The organism is Rhizobium oryziradicis (assembly GCF_001939045.1).
Taxonomy (GTDB): Bacteria; Pseudomonadota; Alphaproteobacteria; order Rhizobiales; family Rhizobiaceae; genus Allorhizobium; species Allorhizobium oryziradicis.
The window spans coordinates 50,603-66,140 of sequence record NZ_MKIM01000020.1 but is presented as its reverse complement, the minus strand read 5'-3'; the positions used below and the strand labels follow the sequence as shown (position 1 = coordinate 66,140).

Here is a 15,538-nt window from a genome sequence, read left to right as displayed (position 1 = left end):
TCCGTCCAGACGGTTTTAAAAGAGGAAAAGATGGGCAGACATCAAACAATCGACCGCACCCGCATCCTGGATGCAGCCTCCCGCGTTATTGAAACCGTGGGCATCGGAAAACTCACGATAGACGCGGTGGCGAAAGAGGCCGAGGTCAGCAAGGGCGGTGTTCTCTATGCCTATGGCACCAAGGATGCGTTGATTGAGGCCATGGTGGACCGAGTGAATTCGGAGTTTGACACGCTGTGCGCCACCGCCATCGCCGAAAACGAAGGCCACCCCCAAATCGCGGCCCTGGCCCATATCGAGGCCTATCGCAAAAGCGATGCCAAAATGGGCGGTCGCGCAGCCGCCCTTATGAGCAGCCTTGTGCGCGAGCCGCACTACAAAGCCCCAATCCAAGACTATTACCGCGATCTAATGGCGAAAATTGATAGCACGACACCAGAAGGACGCCGCGCCCGCCTCACGGTCCTGGCCGCCGAAGGGCTATTTTGGCTCCGGGGACTGGATCTGATGAACATCAGCGAAAATGAATGGCAAGAGATCTGTACCGATCTTCGTTTGCTCCTGGACGACAGCGAGAGCACGTAGGGTGGCGCAAGAAGAATAAAGCGAGCGGACCAAGAGATTGTTGATCTGGTGATGACCGCGGCAACGGGACAAAGAACCGGATCAGAGCTTTTGGGCTTGGGTGATAATGAATTTGTGTCGTGGCAGGTTGGGGCGGCGATGTAAGTTCAAGCTGCGGATAGGTAGGATTGGACTATCCGCACAAGCCCATTTCTGACGTCGAATGTCTGCAATGTTCCTCGACGTGCAGCATTATGCACAATGCCGTCAATCGCGTCTGACAAAACGATCCCGGCTGTCTGATTGTCGATGCCATTTTTGCCTGAACGATACTTGGCAACAATGGCACGATAGCAGTCAAGATACTCTATCTCAAAAACACTGTTAGGGTTTCTGAATGCTTCAGCAACTGGTGCCTCGTCGAGCAAAACCCTGTGCAGACCCGGATGAATACTATGAATAGCGATAATTCCATCCACCAATTCCTCGATAAACTCCTGAAGTGGTAGCGTGCGTTCCAGAACACGCTTCAATACAGTGCGACAATCCTCCAGATGACGCTCCCGGATCGCGTCAACCAACGCATGCTTATCGGGGAAATATTGATAGTATGAGCCTATGCTCACACCTGCGGCCTCAGCAACTTTATTGGTGGTGAATCCAGTCCAGCCGTGATCGCTCAAAATACGAGCAGCTGCCTCAATGATCGCATCCACCGTCACCTTGGAACGCGCCTGCGTCGGCCGCTTGCGCATCATAGGTTTCGATTTTTCGATGCGAGTAGACAAACTTACCTCTCCGGACAAGAATGTGAATAAATTACTCGCATTTTTTCAAAATGCAAAGGAGACGCACGATGACAGCGCAACTCAGCCGTTTTTTCAGCTATCAGGCATGGGCCAACGAGGCGTTTTTCGACAAGCTCGCAATTATGGACCGGGGGCGACATGAACACGCCTATTATCAAGCGATACGGCTGTTGAACCACACCTATGTCGTTGCCCAGATATTTGCTGGCCACCTTATCGGTCGTCCCCATGGATACACGTCAGACAACACAGATGAGATGCCAGAGTTGGAAGACTTACGCAAAGCAGTCATTGCATCAGACCAATGGTATCTTGATTATGCAAAGAGTGTTGCACCCGATCGTCTCAGTGAGAAAATCGCATTTACCTTCACAGACGGTGACAAAGGCACCATGACACGAGAAGAAATGCTGACCCATGTTGTCACCCATAGCTGTTATCACAGAGGTGAAGTCGGTCACATTCTGGCCCAGGCCTCAGCTCAATTGCCGTGGGATACGTTTGCCGTGTTTTTACATCAAACCGAACCAGACCGGCGACAACATGGCAAACTCGAAATGGCTGTTTGATCTCCCTTAATCATCAGCAGAAAATCAATGGTCAACGACCACGCATTGCTATGGCCGGAATCGTGATGGCGCATCCAGCCTTTACAACGCCCCAAAAGCAACCGATCTCCAGCCCCAGCCAACCGCGAACACAGCGGCTTGCAACGGCTTTTTGATCTCACTGCTTTTGAAAGCGTATTCATAAACCTTGCCGTAGGACAGATCCTCGCGAAAGGCGGTAACACTTTCAAAGCTCATTTCCCATTTTCGTCCGAGAAAGGCTTCTGTGTTTAACGTCAATTGCGGCTCACCTGCGCGCCATTCGACCTGCCATTCCTGATCCAGCGCCCGCACTTCGCCGCTGGCTTCATCGAATTTCAGCAGCACACGGAAGGCTTTTTGCAGTCCTGCTTTGGCGAAAATCTCGTACCAACGGGCATCGGCGATTTTCCATTCGGCAACGAGGTCAACACCCTCTGCTTTACCATCCCGAATGACAAATGGCGCGCTATCGCGATTGATGGAGAGAAGCGCTGCGCGCAGATCAGCCGGGGTCTGGCGCATGACGCCCGCTTTGGGGCGCTGCCGTCCCATAAGCCAATCGAACAATCCCATGCGCCACCATCTCTCGTGTTCTCGTCACCCAAGGAATAAGGGGAGCATAGCCCCCCTTTTGCATGCCTCACTCGTGGATCGTGTAGGAGCCTGTTTTGCAAAGATCCTGTGTATCCGTTGTGGTATCGAGATTGGAACCTTCTTCGAACTCGAACTTCATGTCGTATTTGCAAGTCCTGCGACCATCGGCAATGGTGATCTCAATGCTCTCACCAGGCCCGAGTACATCTTTACCAAAAACATCATCTTCCCAATCATTGACGCCAACGGGTGATGTATAAAAATTGGTCAAAACTGATTTTGTGCCGTTTTTGAGCGTGAAAACGAGATCGTCAGCATGAGCGATTGTACCCGCTGCAAAAAATGCAACGGAAGCGACCAGCATTACATTGAGCTTTTTCATAGATTAACCCCTACCTTTGCTTTTTGGTGAGAGATTTCTATGAGCAGCGATAGACAAAGTCACGATATATCACAAATTTGAGATCACCATTCTTGGGAGCATCAAGATAGGACGGCACTTAAAACACAAGCCTGAGACCTTACTGCTTGTAGAAGCACCCTTATTGACAAAAAAACCGGGCGTTTCCGCCCGGCTTTTTCACTCTGCAAACGTGACCGCTCTTACTTGATCATTGGCAACAGCTCGTTGATCGACTTCTTCGCATCACCATAGAACATCCGGGTGTTTTCCTTGTAAAACAACGGATTTTCGATGCCGGAATAGCCGGTGCCCTGGCCGCGCTTGGACACAAACACCTGCTTGGCCTTCCACACCTGCAACACAGGCATGCCAGCAATCGGGCTGTTTGGATCTTCTTCGGCGGCCGGGTTGACGATATCATTGGAACCGATAACGATGACAACGTCGGTTTCGGGGAAATCGTCGTTGATCTCGTCCATTTCCATCACGATGTCGTAAGGTACCTTGGCTTCGGCCAAAAGCACGTTCATATGCCCCGGCAGACGGCCTGCCACCGGATGGATGGCAAAACGCACGTTCTTGCCCGCATCGCGCAGCTTGCGGGTGAGTTCAGACACCGCCTGCTGGGCCTGCGCCACCGCCATGCCATAACCGGGGACGATGATGACGCTATCGGCTTCGTTGAGCGCCGATGCAACACCTTCCGCATCAATGGCAATCTGTTCGCCGGTGATTTCCATCGCCGGACCCGTGGTTGTGCCAAAGCCGCCAAGGATAACCGAGACAAACGAGCGGTTCATCGCCTTACACATAATGTAGGAGAGAATGGCACCGGAAGAACCAACCAGCGCACCCGTGACAATCAACAGGTCATTGCCGAGTGTGAAGCCAATGGCTGCTGCCGCCCAGCCGGAATAGCTGTTGAGCATCGACACCACCACCGGCATATCAGCACCGCCAATACCCATGATCAGGTGATAGCCAATGAAGAAGGCCAAAAGCGTCATCAGCACCAGCGACCATGCGCCCGCACCGTTGAAATAGGCGATCAACAGAATGAGCGACAGAGCCGCCGCACCCGCATTGAGCATATGGCCGCCGGGCAGTTTTTTGGCCTTGCCATCCACCTTGCCTGCCAGTTTGCCAAAGGCAATCACAGAGCCAGTAAAGGTGACAGCACCGATGAACACGCCGAGAAACACTTCGACCTTCATGATCGCCAGTTCGACCGGCAATTTGTGGGCCAAAATGGCCGCAAAGCCGGTGAGCGAGGCACGCGCTGCCTCATCCAGACGCGCCACATGCGCTTCTTCGATATGGGCGTTATAACCGATGAAAACGGCGGCAAGCCCCACAAAGCTATGCAGAGCCGCCACAAGCTGCGGCATTTCGGTCATCTGCACGCGCGAGGCGACGTAATAACCCAGCACCGAGCCACCAGCGATCATCAACACGATGATGAACCAATGGCCAACATCCGGGCCAAACACGGTGGCAATCACCGCCAGACCCATGCCGACAATGCCGTACCAGACGGCGCGCTTGGCGCTTTCCTGGCCCGACAAGCCACCCAGCGAGAGAATAAACAGCACAGCAGCCGCAATATAGGCCGCAGAAACAATACCAATTGCCATGTTAATCCCCTCTCCCTCAGGACTTCTGGAACATGGCGAGCATGCGCCGTGTCACGAGGAAGCCGCCGACGATATTGATCGTCGCAATCAGCACCGACAGTGCCGCAAGCGTTACCACCAGCCAATTGCTGGACCCGATTTGCAGCAATGCGCCCAGAATGACGATGCCGGAAATGGCATTGGTCACCGCCATCAAAGGCGTATGCAGCGAGTGGCTGACATTCCAGATCACCGAGAAACCAATGAAACAGGCCAGCACGAACACAATAAAGTGACTCATGAAGCTGGCCGGGGCAAAAGCGCCCACCAGCAGCATGACAGCCGTGCCAATGGCCAGCAGTTTCACCTGATTGGTGGTCTGCGCCTTGAACTCGGCTGCTTCCTTGGCCCGTTTTTCATCGTGGGTCAGTTCCTTGACTTTTTCCTTGGGCTTGGCCGCTGCAATAGCTTGCACCTTCGGTGGTGGTGGCGGGAAGGTGATCGCACCCTCAAACGTCACCGTGGCACCACGAATAACGTCATCTTCCATATTGTGGACCAGCTTGCCATCCTTGGCAGGCGTCAGATCGGTCATCATATGGCGGATATTGGTGGAATAGAGCGTCGAGGATTGCGCCGCCATCCGGCTTGGAAAATCCGTGTAGCCAACAACAATCACGCCATTATCCGACACCACGCGCTGATCTGCGACGGTGAGATCGCAATTGCCGCCGCGCTCGGCGGCAAGGTCAATAATCACCGAGCCCGGCTTCATGGCCGAGACCATATCGGCCAGCCACAGCTTTGGCGCATCGCGGCCCGGAATAAGGGCCGTGGTGATGACAATGTCAATGTCCGGCGCTAGCTCGCGGAATTTCGCGAGCTGCTTTTCACGGAATTCGGGCGAAGAAGGCGCGGCATAACCGCCCGTGGCAGCGCCATCCTGCGTGGCTTCAAATTCGAGATAAACGAATTGCGCGCCCATGCTTTCGATCTGTTCGGCCACTTCGGGGCGAACGTCAAAAGCATAAACAATCGCACCCAGAGAGGTGGCCGTGCCAATGGCGGCCAGACCCGCAACACCGGCACCAATCACCAGCACTTTGGCAGGCGGCACTTTGCCCGCCGCTGTCACCTGCCCGGTGAAGAAGCGGCCAAAATTGTTACCCGCCTCAATGACGGCACGGTAACCGGCAATATTGGCCATGGAAGACAGGGCATCCATTTTCTGGGCGCGCGAGATGCGCGGCACCATGTCCATGGCAATCACATTGGCACCCGTGGCCTTGGCGTCTTCCAAAAGTGCTGCGTTTTGGGCAGGATAGAAAAAGGAGATCAGGGTTTTGCCAGGGGTGAGTTGTTCCACCTCCGACGTCTCAGGCGGGCGAACCTTGGCGATCACATCGGCACTCGCATAAAGCTCGTTTGCCGTGTCCAGCACTGTCACGCCCGCCGCGCGATAAGCGTCGTCTGAAAATCCGGCGGCTTTGCCAGCGCCCGTCTCGACAACGCAATCATATCCCAGTTTCTGCAAAGCTTGCGCGCTGTCTGGCGTCATCGCGACGCGCGCCTCGCCAACAAATAATTCCTTAGGCGACCCAATTTTTAATTTCAAAACGCACCTCCTGACCCTCACCATGTGGGTACGCTGAAACGCTATGGTCTCTCGCCGCCCACGTCTCCGTGACATGATGTCCTGATCACCTCACAGTCACGTTATTAAAGAGAGTTAACACTGCCAACACAAGCCTTTGTTAAGGATTTCGGTACGTTCCGAAAGAGCAAATGACGCATTCATCATGAGAGAGGCGTTGCGCGAAAAACCCGCTCGGTCCTAGCGGGCCACAAACTCCTGCAACACCAGATCTTGCAGCCGTGATGCCAATGTTGACATGCTGCGGCTTCGCAGACTGATCATGTGATAAGGCAGAACGATAATGGGCATTTTGATCGCAAGACGGCTCAGCCCGGCACCTGTGGTTTGTCGACACAGCAGATCTGACACTTCCTGCGACAGCGGCGCAATGGCATTGGAGGTGGCAATCATCGCAATCATCACCAGGAGCGACGTGGTGTTCACCACATCAACCGGCAAGCTGGTGCCCGCCTGAATGAAGGCATTTTCCACCGCCTGCCGCACCGGCGCGCCCGGTCCCTGCATGACCCAGGGAAAGTGCAATAAATCTGCCATGCCAAGACTGGTGGCATTGGCCAGCGGATGGGTCTGATGCACAATCAGATCCACTTCCTCGGTGCGCGCGTGGCGAATATCAAACTGCCGCGCGTCAACACCCACCGGAATGCGCCCCAGCACAAAATCAAACTGACCAGACACAAGATTGGAAATCAGCGCCCCACTGGGCGCAACATCCACATGAATATCAGCCGTGCGCGCCTCGATTTTCAAGGCGCGAATGGCTGGCACCAGATAGCCCAGCGCCCCGCCGGTGACAGCCCCCACGCGCACGGTGCCGGTGGCACCGCGCTTGATGGCGTCCACCTCGCGCATGGCTTCGCGCATTTCTTCCAGCAAAATTTCCGCCCGGCGCGCTAAAGCCTGCCCAAGCTCGGTTGGCTCCATGCCTTTGGGGGTGCGCACAAAGATCTCGGCCCCGACAATACGCTCGGTTTCTGCCAAAAGGCGTGATGCCGCTGGCTGCGTCATGGAGAGTTGAACGGCAGCGAGATTGAGCTGTCCAAGCTCAAAAATGGCGCGAACCAGATTGAAGTGCTTGGGTTGAAGGCGGGTGAGAAGTGGAGTAGCCATGAATGATATATCAACTTTGGTATGTGGATTGTCAAATAAATCATTTGAAAGACATACAATCGGCTATAAGAGTCCAGTATGGATCATGTGCGCTGAAAAAGCCTACCGGATTCTTTCGCGGCGAACAGACGGAGCTGGGGCCGCTACTGCATTTTCCAACACCTTCAAAGGAGCGAGGGTGAAAGGATGCAGCAGTTGAAATTTGGAAACCAAGGGAGGTTCCACGTGAATAAAATCGTAAAGCTTTTTGCGTCCGTAGCTTTGGGCGCGGCTGTTTTGTCGTCGTCTGCTTTTGCAGCAGATAAGGGCACAGTTGGTATTGCTATGCCAACAAAGTCCTCGGCTCGCTGGATCGATGACGGCAACAACATCGTCAAGCAGCTTGAAGCAGCTGGCTACAAGACAGACCTGCAGTATGCTGACGACGACATTCCAAACCAGCTCTCGCAGATCGAGAACATGGTCACCAAGGGCGACAAGGTTCTGGTGATTGCATCCATCGATGGCACGACGCTGTCGGACGTTCTGAAGCAGGCTCACGATGCAGGCGTCAAGGTTATCGCTTATGACCGTCTGATCCGTGACACACCAAATGTTGACTACTATGCAACATTCGACAACTTCCAGGTTGGCGTGTTGCAGGCTGGCACATTGGTTGACGGCCTCGGCCTGAAGGACGGCAAGAAGGGCCCATTCAACATTGAATTGTTCGGCGGCTCGCCAGACGATAACAATGCCTTCTTCTTCTACAACGGCGCGATGTCGGTTCTTCAGCCTTACATCGACAGCGGCGTTCTGGTTGTAAAGTCTGGCCAGACCGGCATGGACAAGGTTGGTACGCTGCGTTGGGACGGTGCTGTTGCACAGGCCCGTATGGATAACCTGCTGTCGGCTTACTACACCGATGCCAAGGTCAACGCTGTTCTGTCGCCTTACGATGGTATTTCCATCGGCATCATCTCCTCGCTCAAGGGCGTAGGCTACGGCACGAAGGATCTGCCATTGCCATACATCTCGGGTCAGGATGCTGAAGTGCCTTCCGTGAAGTCGATCATTGCTGGCGAACAGTATTCGACGATCTTCAAGGACACCCGCGACCTCGCAAAGGTTACCGTCAACATGGTCAACGCCCTGATGGAAGGCAAGACGCCTGAAGTCAACGACACCAAGACCTATGACAACGGCGTGAAGGTTGTTCCAGCTTACCTGCTGAAGCCTGTTGCTGTGACCAAGGCCAACTACGAAAAGGTTCTGGTTGAAGGCGGCTACTACAAGGCTGACCAACTGAAGTAATACGGAATGGCCGGAATTTATGTCTGATAAATTCCGGCTTTCTTTTTTGTTCGCGCATCCGCCCCTGAAGCGGGATGGCGAAAACTGCGAGCGGTTTTCGCATGAAATCGCGCTCTAACTGTTTGTTGCAGATCATGATTGGACGAGAAGGCGACAACGCCTGACATCAGCATGATCTCGCGGCTGTGGCTCTGGAACAATATTATGGAAAATACCATCCTCGAAATGCGGAACATCACCAAGACGTTCCCAGGCGTGAAAGCGCTTGCGGATGTGAACCTCAAGGTTCGCAAGGGTGAGATCCACGCATTGGTGGGCGAGAACGGGGCTGGCAAGTCCACCTTGATGAAAGTTCTCTCCGGCGTTTACCCGGCCGGAAGTTACGATGGCGATATTGTTTATGACGGCGAAGTGCGCAACTTCAAAGTCATCAAAGACAGTGAAGAAATCGGCATCATCATTATTCACCAGGAACTGGCGCTTGTGCCGCAATTGTCGATTGCCGAGAATATTTTCTTGGGCAATGAAATTGCCTCCAAGGGCGTCATCAGCTGGGAACAAACCTTCAGCCGCACCAAGAAACTCCTCGCCATGGTTGGCTTGAAGGAGTCTCCGAGCACGCTGGTCACGGATATTGGTGTTGGCAAACAGCAATTGGCCGAAATTGCCAAGGCGCTGTCCAAGAGCGTTAAATTGCTCATTCTGGACGAACCAACTGCCTCGCTGAATGAAACTGACTCGGATGCGCTTCTCAATCTTTTGATCGAGTTCCGCAAACAGGGCATTACCTCGATCATCATCACCCACAAGCTGAACGAAGTGCGCAAAGTGGCCGACCAGATCACGGTGTTGCGCGACGGCATGACCGTGAAGACACTGGACTGTCACGCGGAAGAAGTCAGCGAAGACGTGATCATTCGCAACATGGTTGGTCGTGATCTGGAAGATCGTTATCCTCCGCGCTCCGTGCCGATTGGCGAAACCGTTCTTGAGGTCAAGAACTGGAATGCCTTCCATCACCAGCACCGCGAACGCCAGGTTTTGCACGACATCAATGTGCATGTGAAGCGTGGCGAAGTGGTTGGTATCGCTGGCCTTATGGGCGCAGGTCGCACCGAATTTGCCATGAGCCTGTTTGGCAAGTCCTACGGCCACCGCATCAGCGGTGAGGCCTATATGGATGGCAAGCCTGTGGATGTCTCCACCGTGCGCAAAGCCATTGATGCGGGCCTTGCCTATGTGACCGAAGACCGCAAACATCTGGGTCTGGTGCTGGCTGATACCATTTTGCACAACACGACGCTTGCCAATCTGCCGGGTGTGTCCAGCGCCGGTGTCATCAATGACATCAAAGAGATCAAGGTTGCCACCGATTATCGCTCAAAACTGCGTATTCGCTCGCACGGCATCTATCAGGAAACGGTCAACCTGTCGGGCGGCAACCAGCAGAAGGTTGTTTTGTCCAAATGGCTGTTTTCCGACCCGGAAGTGCTCATTCTGGATGAGCCAACGCGCGGCATCGATGTTGGCGCGAAATATGAAATCTACAGCATTATCAACCAGCTTGCGGCCGATGGTAAGGGCGTTCTGATGATCTCGTCGGAAATGCCTGAACTGCTTGGAACCTGTGACCGCATCTACGTTATGAACGAAGGACGCATCGTCGCAGAGCTTTCGAAGGAAGAGGCAAGCCAGGAAAGCATCATGCGCGCTATCATGCGTTCAGGGGAGAATAAATAATGAGTTCCGCCAATCCATCCTCGCAAGAGCAGAACGTGGTGTCGATCGCGTCCTACATTCGCGCCAATATCCGCGAATATGGCATGCTGATTGCCCTCGTGGCCATCATGGTGTTCTTCCAGTTCTACACCGGCGGTATCTTGTTCAAGCCCGTCAACCTGACCAACCTTGTGCTGCAGAACTCGTTCATCGTCATCATGGCGCTGGGCATGTTGCTGGTCATCGTGGCGGGGCATATCGACCTGTCGGTCGGCTCGATCGTTGGTTTCATTGGTGCTGTGGCTGCCATTCTCACCGTGCAATGGGGTCTTGGGTTTATCCCGACCGTGCTGATCTGTTTGGTGATCGGCGGTATTATCGGTGCGGCCCAGGGTTATTGGGTTGCCTACCACCGTATCCCGTCGTTTATCGTCACGCTGGCCGGCATGTTGGTGTTTCGTGGTCTTACGCTTTTCGTGCTCGGCGGCCGTAATATCGGTCCTTTCCCGAAGGAATTCCAGCTGATCAGCACCGGCTTCCTGCCCGATCTGGTGGATATGGGCGACCTGCACTCGACATCGATCATTCTGACTGTGATTGGTGCCGTTGCATTGTTTGTGCTGGCTTGGCGTCGTCGTCAGGTCAATGTCGCTCACGGCATTGATGTTGAGCCATTCAGCTTCTTCCTCGTTCAGAACCTGCTGGTATCGGGCGCGGTTATGGCACTTGGCTATCTTCTGTCGACCTATCGCGGTCTGCCAAACGTCTTGGTCGTGATGCTGGCGCTGATCGTTCTCTATTCCTTCGTCACCCGCCGCACCACCATTGGCCGTCGCATCTACGCCATGGGTGGCAACGAGAAGGCTACCAAACTGTCGGGTATCAACACCGAGCGTCTGAGCTTCCTGACATTCGTCAACATGGGTGTTCTGGCTGGTCTGGCTGGCATGATTATCGCCGCCCGCCTCAACTCTGCCACACCAAAAGCCGGTAGTGGTTTCGAGCTGGACGTGATTGCCGCCTGCTTTATCGGCGGTGCTTCGGCCTCTGGTGGCGTTGGCAAAATTACCGGTGCCGTGATTGGTGCCTTTATCATGGGCGTGATGAACAACGGCATGTCCATCGTTGGTCTGGGGATTGATTTCCAGCAGATGGTCAAGGGTCTCGTGCTTCTCGCCGCCGTCTTCTTCGACGTCTACAACAAGAACAAAGCAGCCTAAGGAAACTGGGTCATGTATCTTTCGCAATTGAAAGCCGGTGGGGTGATCTGCCGGCAGGGTGAAGTCGCGCGTCTTGTACCGGGCTTCTCCTCTACATTTGAACTCGCCAAGGCAGCGCTGGCTGCCAAGGTTAGCCTCGCTGATCTGATCGCCAAGCAGGGCGAAGGCGAAGTGGTTGATCTGGTAAGCTTAGCTGCCAGCGGCAAGCTGGATTGTCCTGTGCGCCATCCCGATGCGGCGCATATGTTCCTGACCGGAACGGGCCTGACCCACACCGGTTCGGCTTCTGCCCGCGACAGCATGCATGCGGATACCGCTGGCATGAGCGACAGCATGAAAATGTTCCGCATGGGTCTTGAAGGCGGCAAGCCCAAGGATGGCGCATGGGGCGTGCAACCGGAATGGTTCTACAAGGGCACGGGCGTCAATGCTGTTGCACCGTTGGACGGCCTAGAATCCCCCTCGTTTGCGCTTGACGGCGGCGAAGAGCCAGAAATTGCGGGCTTTTATGTTATCGATACCGATGGCACGCCAGTGCGCATTGGCTTCACGCTGGCCAACGAATTTTCGGACCACGTGACCGAGAAGATCAACTATCTCTACCTCGCCCATTCCAAGCTGCGCCCGGCTTCTTTTGGCCCGGAATTGCTCGTGGGTGATCTGCCTGCCAACATCAACGGCACATCGAAAATCCTGCGCGACGGCAAGACGGTTTGGGAAAAGCCTTTCCTATCGGGCGAGGACAACATGTCTCACACAATTGCCAATCTGGAATATCACCATTTCAAATACGGTCTGTTCTGCCAGCCCGGCGATTTGCATGTGCATATGTTTGGCACCGCGACACTTTCCTTCGCTGATGGTTTCAAGACTGTCGCTGGCGACGTGTTTGAAGTGAGCGCGCCGGAATTTGGCCTGCCTTTGCAAAATCCGCTGGTGGTTGCCGCGGAAACGCCATTTGCAGTGAAGAAAATCTGAACAACAAGAGGCGGCAGCAAGCCGCCGCGTTAACACCAAACACGGGAAGAAACACCATGAGTGGCTTCAAACCTAAGGAATGGCCCCGCACGCTTCGCTCACAATCGTGGTACGGCGGCACATCACGCGACACCATCTACCATCGCGGCTGGATGAAAAATCAGGGCCATCCGCACGATCTGTTCGACGGTCGCCCCGTTATCGGCATTCTCAACACCTGGTCGGACCTGACCCCTTGCAACGGCCACCTGCGGGAACTGGCCGAGAAGGTCAAGGCTGGCGTGTGGGAAGCTGGTGGCTTCCCGGTTGAAGTGCCGGTGTTCTCGGCCTCCGAAAACACCTTCCGCCCGACCGCGATGATGTATCGCAATCTGGCGGCTCTGGCTGTTGAAGAAGCCATGCGTGGCCAGCCTATGGACGGTGCCGTTCTGCTGGTGGGCTGTGACAAGACCACGCCATCATTGGTGATGGGTGCGGCCTCCACCGATATCCCGTCCATCGTTGTCACCGGCGGCCCGATGCTGAACGGTTACTTCCGTGGCGAGCGCGTTGGTTCTGGCACGCATCTGTGGAAGTTCTCGGAAGCTGTGAAGGCTGGCGAGATGACGCAGGAAGAATTCCTGGAAGCCGAAGCCTCGATGTCGCGCTCTTCCGGCACCTGTAACACCATGGGTACTGCATCCACCATGGCATCCATGGTCGAAGCGCTCGGCATGGCGCTGTCTGGCAATGCCGCTATTCCAGCGGTTGACAGCCGTCGCCGCGTGATGGCGCAGCTGTCTGGCCGTCGCATTGTGCAGATGGTCAAGGACGATTTGAAGCCTTCCGATATCATGACCAAGGCAGCATTTGAAAACGCCATCCGCGTCAACGGCGCCATCGGCGGTTCCACCAATGCCGTTGTGCATTTGTTGGCTATGGCTGGTCGCGCTGGTATTGATTTGACGCTGGACGATTGGGACCGCCTTGGCCGCGACGTCCCCACAATCGTCAATCTGATGCCATCGGGCAAATATCTGATGGAAGAATTCTTCTATGCAGGCGGTCTGCCGGTTGTCATCAAGCGTCTTGGCGAAGCGGGCAAGCTCAACAAGGATGCCCTGACGGTTTCCGGCGAAACCATCTGGGACGAAGTCAAGGATGTGAAAAACTGGAACGAGGATGTTATCCTGCCAGTTGAGAAGGCCCTGACCCAGCACGGCGGCATCGTTGTTCTGCGCGGCAATCTGGCACCCAAGGGCTGCGTGCTGAAGCCATCGGCAGCTTCCGAGCATCTGATGAAGCATCGCGGCCGCGCCGTGGTGTTTGAAGACATCGACGATTACAAGGCCAAGATCAATGACGAGGCGCTCGACATTGACGAAACCTGCGTGATGGTTTTGAAAAACTGTGGTCCGCGCGGCTATCCGGGCATGGCCGAAGTGGGCAACATGGGCCTGCCGCCCAAGGTGTTGCGCAAGGGCATTACCGATATGGTGCGTATCTCGGATGCGCGCATGTCCGGCACCGCTTACGGCACCGTGCTGCTGCACACATCGCCGGAAGCGGCCCGTGGTGGCCCGCTGGCAATTGTCAAGGATGGCGATTTCATCGAGCTGGATGTGGATGCCCGCAAGATTCATCTGGATATTTCCGATGAAGAAATGCAGCGCCGTCTGGCCGATTGGCGCCCGAATGTTGAAACCCCTGCCAGCGGTTACGCCCGCCTGTTCCACGATCACGTGGAAGGTGCCGACACCGGAGCCGACTTCGACTTCCTCAAGGGTTGTCGTGGTGCCGCCGTTGGCAAAGACTCGCATTAATCTTATCAACCAAGGAAATGCGCCGGATCGGCGCATTTCTCTTTGACGAACTAGAACACTGGGGCAAGCTCATGACCTCCTCCCAAAAGATCGCGCTGGCCTTGGCTGGCGTTGGCAAAATTGCCCGTGACCAGCACATTCCGTCTTGCGAAGAAGGCCGCGATTTCGACATCAAGGCTGCCATCAGCCGCAATGGCAAAATTGAAGGTGCCGAGAATTTCGAAAGCTATGATGCCTTTTTGCAAAATCGCAACGGCATTCAGGCCATTTCGCTTTGCACGCCGCCAGAAGTGCGCTTTGACATGGCCAAAAAAGCCATTGCAGCAGGCCTCGACGTATTGATGGAAAAGCCCCCTGCTGCCACCATGGGCGAAGCGCAGGCGCTGGCTGAAATGGCGGATATGGCAGGCGTTGTGCTGTTTGCCACCTGGCATTCGCGCTTTGCCAATGGTGTTGAACCAGCCCGCGAATGGCTGTCCACCAAGAAAATCACCAGCGTCACCATCACCTGGAAAGAAGATGTGCGCCGCTGGCACCCCGGTCAGGCATGGATCTGGGAAGCCGGTGGTTTTGGCGTGTTTGATCCGGGCATCAATGCGCTCTCCATCCTCACCGCTATCATTCCCGGCCAGACGATTGTAGAAAAGGCATCGCTGTCTTTCCCCGCCAATCGCCAGCAGCCGATAGCGGCAAGCCTCAAGATGCGCAGTGCCGCAGGCGCTCCCATCAGCGCCGAATTTGACTGGCGTCAGGAAGGCCCGCAGACTTGGGATATCGTGGTCGAGACAGATAAAGGCACGCTTCGCCTCGCAAAAGGCGGTGCGGAACTCTATATTGATGGCAAGCTGACGGTTGAAGGCCCAGACCGCGAATACGCCCGCATCTACACCCGCTTTGCGGAACTGGTGCGGACTCGCAAGAGCGATGCCGATTATCAGCCGCTTCGCCTTGTTGCCGATGCTTTCCTGACCGGAGAGCGTCATGAGGTTGAAGCCTTTATCGAGTAACAGGAACTTTCATAGTTTCTGACAGGATACAGGCGCGCCTCCCAAGCTGATCTTGCGCTTGTGTCCCCCATTTCTAGAGCCTGTTAGGTTCAGATTGAACCAGACAGCCTCTAGATTCCCTTATTTGAGTTTGTCTTTTCGGGAAAACCGGATTCCACTTTTCCCTGACAAACTCTATT

Annotated in this window: 14 protein-coding genes; 8 read left to right on the top strand and 6 right to left on the bottom strand. The window is 54.9% G+C overall.

The features are described 5' to 3' along the window. The first annotated feature begins 30 nt into the window (after positions 1–30). A complete protein-coding gene (locus BJF95_RS02140) occupies positions 31–585 on the top strand; it encodes a TetR/AcrR family transcriptional regulator (RefSeq protein WP_075637798.1) in 555 nt (184 codons plus the stop codon). Positions 586–731: 146 nt separating this feature from the next. On the opposite strand, the gene BJF95_RS02135 is transcribed toward BJF95_RS02140, so the two are convergent. Beyond that, complete coding sequence (locus BJF95_RS02135; RefSeq protein WP_342587937.1) at positions 732–1,352, bottom strand: TetR/AcrR family transcriptional regulator; 621 nt, start codon at positions 1,350–1,352, stop codon at positions 732–734. A 68-nt stretch (positions 1,353–1,420) separates the two neighbouring features. On the opposite strand from BJF95_RS02135, the gene BJF95_RS02130 reads away from it, so the two are divergent. Next, positions 1,421–1,942 (top strand): DinB family protein, encoded by a 522-nt coding sequence (locus tag BJF95_RS02130; RefSeq protein ID WP_075637797.1) that lies wholly within the window; start codon positions 1,421–1,423, stop codon positions 1,940–1,942. Positions 1,943–2,023: 81 nt separating this feature from the next. Here the strand turns inward: BJF95_RS02130 and BJF95_RS02125 are convergent, their stop codons facing one another. The 5 genes from BJF95_RS02125 to BJF95_RS02105 all read right to left on the bottom strand — a co-directional run bounded on the left by BJF95_RS02125 (position 2,024) and on the right by BJF95_RS02105 (position 7,340). Next, a complete protein-coding gene (locus BJF95_RS02125; protein ID WP_075637796.1) occupies positions 2,024–2,536 on the bottom strand; it encodes a hypothetical protein in 513 nt (170 codons plus the stop codon). Between the two features lie 67 nt (positions 2,537–2,603). Beyond that, entirely contained in the window at positions 2,604–2,939 is a 336-nt protein-coding gene (locus BJF95_RS02120; protein ID WP_075637795.1) for a hypothetical protein, read from the bottom strand. A gap of 221 nt (positions 2,940–3,160) precedes the next feature. Further along, a complete protein-coding gene (locus tag BJF95_RS02115; RefSeq protein WP_075637794.1) occupies positions 3,161–4,594 on the bottom strand; it encodes an NAD(P)(+) transhydrogenase (Re/Si-specific) subunit beta in 1,434 nt (477 codons plus the stop codon). Between the two features lie 16 nt (positions 4,595–4,610). Then, positions 4,611–6,212, bottom strand: coding sequence for a Re/Si-specific NAD(P)(+) transhydrogenase subunit alpha (locus BJF95_RS02110; RefSeq protein WP_075637793.1), 1,602 nt, complete (start codon positions 6,210–6,212; stop codon positions 4,611–4,613). Between the two features lie 195 nt (positions 6,213–6,407). Beyond that, entirely contained in the window at positions 6,408–7,340 is a 933-nt protein-coding gene (locus BJF95_RS02105) for a LysR family transcriptional regulator (RefSeq protein ID WP_075637792.1), read from the bottom strand. 225 nt (positions 7,341–7,565) lie between these two features. On the opposite strand from BJF95_RS02105, the gene chvE reads away from it, so the two are divergent. The 6 genes from chvE (at position 7,566) to BJF95_RS02075 (ending at position 15,359) form a co-directional block, all read left to right on the top strand. Continuing rightward, entirely contained in the window at positions 7,566–8,633 is a 1,068-nt protein-coding gene (gene chvE / locus BJF95_RS02100; RefSeq protein ID WP_139317373.1) for a multiple monosaccharide ABC transporter substrate-binding protein, read from the top strand. A gap of 204 nt (positions 8,634–8,837) precedes the next feature. Then, positions 8,838–10,373, top strand: a complete 1,536-nt coding sequence (gene mmsA, locus BJF95_RS02095) for a multiple monosaccharide ABC transporter ATP-binding protein (RefSeq protein ID WP_075637928.1) — start codon at positions 8,838–8,840, stop codon at positions 10,371–10,373. Then, entirely contained in the window at positions 10,373–11,572 is a 1,200-nt protein-coding gene (gene mmsB, locus BJF95_RS02090; RefSeq protein WP_075637790.1) for a multiple monosaccharide ABC transporter permease, read from the top strand. Before mmsA ends, mmsB begins: the two co-directional genes overlap by 1 nt. Positions 11,573–11,584: 12 nt before the next feature. Then, positions 11,585–12,550 carry an AraD1 family protein gene (araD1, locus tag BJF95_RS02085; RefSeq protein WP_075637789.1) on the top strand — a complete coding sequence of 322 codons (966 nt, stop codon included), beginning with the start codon at positions 11,585–11,587 and terminating at the stop codon, positions 12,548–12,550. A gap of 56 nt (positions 12,551–12,606) precedes the next feature. Next, positions 12,607–14,352, top strand: coding sequence for an L-arabinonate dehydratase (gene araD / locus BJF95_RS02080; protein ID WP_075637788.1), 1,746 nt, complete (start codon positions 12,607–12,609; stop codon positions 14,350–14,352). Positions 14,353–14,423: 71 nt separating this feature from the next. Next, complete coding sequence (locus BJF95_RS02075) at positions 14,424–15,359, top strand: Gfo/Idh/MocA family protein (protein ID WP_075637927.1); 936 nt, start codon at positions 14,424–14,426, stop codon at positions 15,357–15,359. Positions 15,360–15,538: the final 179 nt, after the last annotated feature.

What these genes read in the sequence shown, in the direction of transcription:
- BJF95_RS02140 (WP_075637798.1), top strand. Translation starts at nt 31, where the DNA reads ATGGGCAGACATCAAACAATCGACCGCACCCGCATCCTGGATGCAGCC.
- araD (WP_075637788.1), top strand. Translation starts at nt 12,607, where the DNA reads ATGAGTGGCTTCAAACCTAAGGAATGGCCCCGCACGCTTCGCTCACAA.
- BJF95_RS02120 (WP_075637795.1), bottom strand. Translation starts at nt 2,939, where the DNA reads ATGAAAAAGCTCAATGTAATGCTGGTCGCTTCCGTTGCATTTTTTGCA.
- araD1 (WP_075637789.1), top strand. Translation starts at nt 11,585, where the DNA reads ATGTATCTTTCGCAATTGAAAGCCGGTGGGGTGATCTGCCGGCAGGGT.
- BJF95_RS02130 (WP_075637797.1), top strand. Translation starts at nt 1,421, where the DNA reads ATGACAGCGCAACTCAGCCGTTTTTTCAGCTATCAGGCATGGGCCAAC.
- BJF95_RS02075 (WP_075637927.1), top strand. Translation starts at nt 14,424, where the DNA reads ATGACCTCCTCCCAAAAGATCGCGCTGGCCTTGGCTGGCGTTGGCAAA.
- BJF95_RS02115 (WP_075637794.1), bottom strand. Translation starts at nt 4,594, where the DNA reads ATGGCAATTGGTATTGTTTCTGCGGCCTATATTGCGGCTGCTGTGCTG.
- mmsA (WP_075637928.1), top strand. Translation starts at nt 8,838, where the DNA reads ATGGAAAATACCATCCTCGAAATGCGGAACATCACCAAGACGTTCCCA.
- BJF95_RS02125 (WP_075637796.1), bottom strand. Translation starts at nt 2,536, where the DNA reads ATGGGATTGTTCGATTGGCTTATGGGACGGCAGCGCCCCAAAGCGGGC.
- mmsB (WP_075637790.1), top strand. Translation starts at nt 10,373, where the DNA reads ATGAGTTCCGCCAATCCATCCTCGCAAGAGCAGAACGTGGTGTCGATC.
- BJF95_RS02105 (WP_075637792.1), bottom strand. Translation starts at nt 7,340, where the DNA reads ATGGCTACTCCACTTCTCACCCGCCTTCAACCCAAGCACTTCAATCTG.
- BJF95_RS02110 (WP_075637793.1), bottom strand. Translation starts at nt 6,212, where the DNA reads ATGGTGAGGGTCAGGAGGTGCGTTTTGAAATTAAAAATTGGGTCGCCT.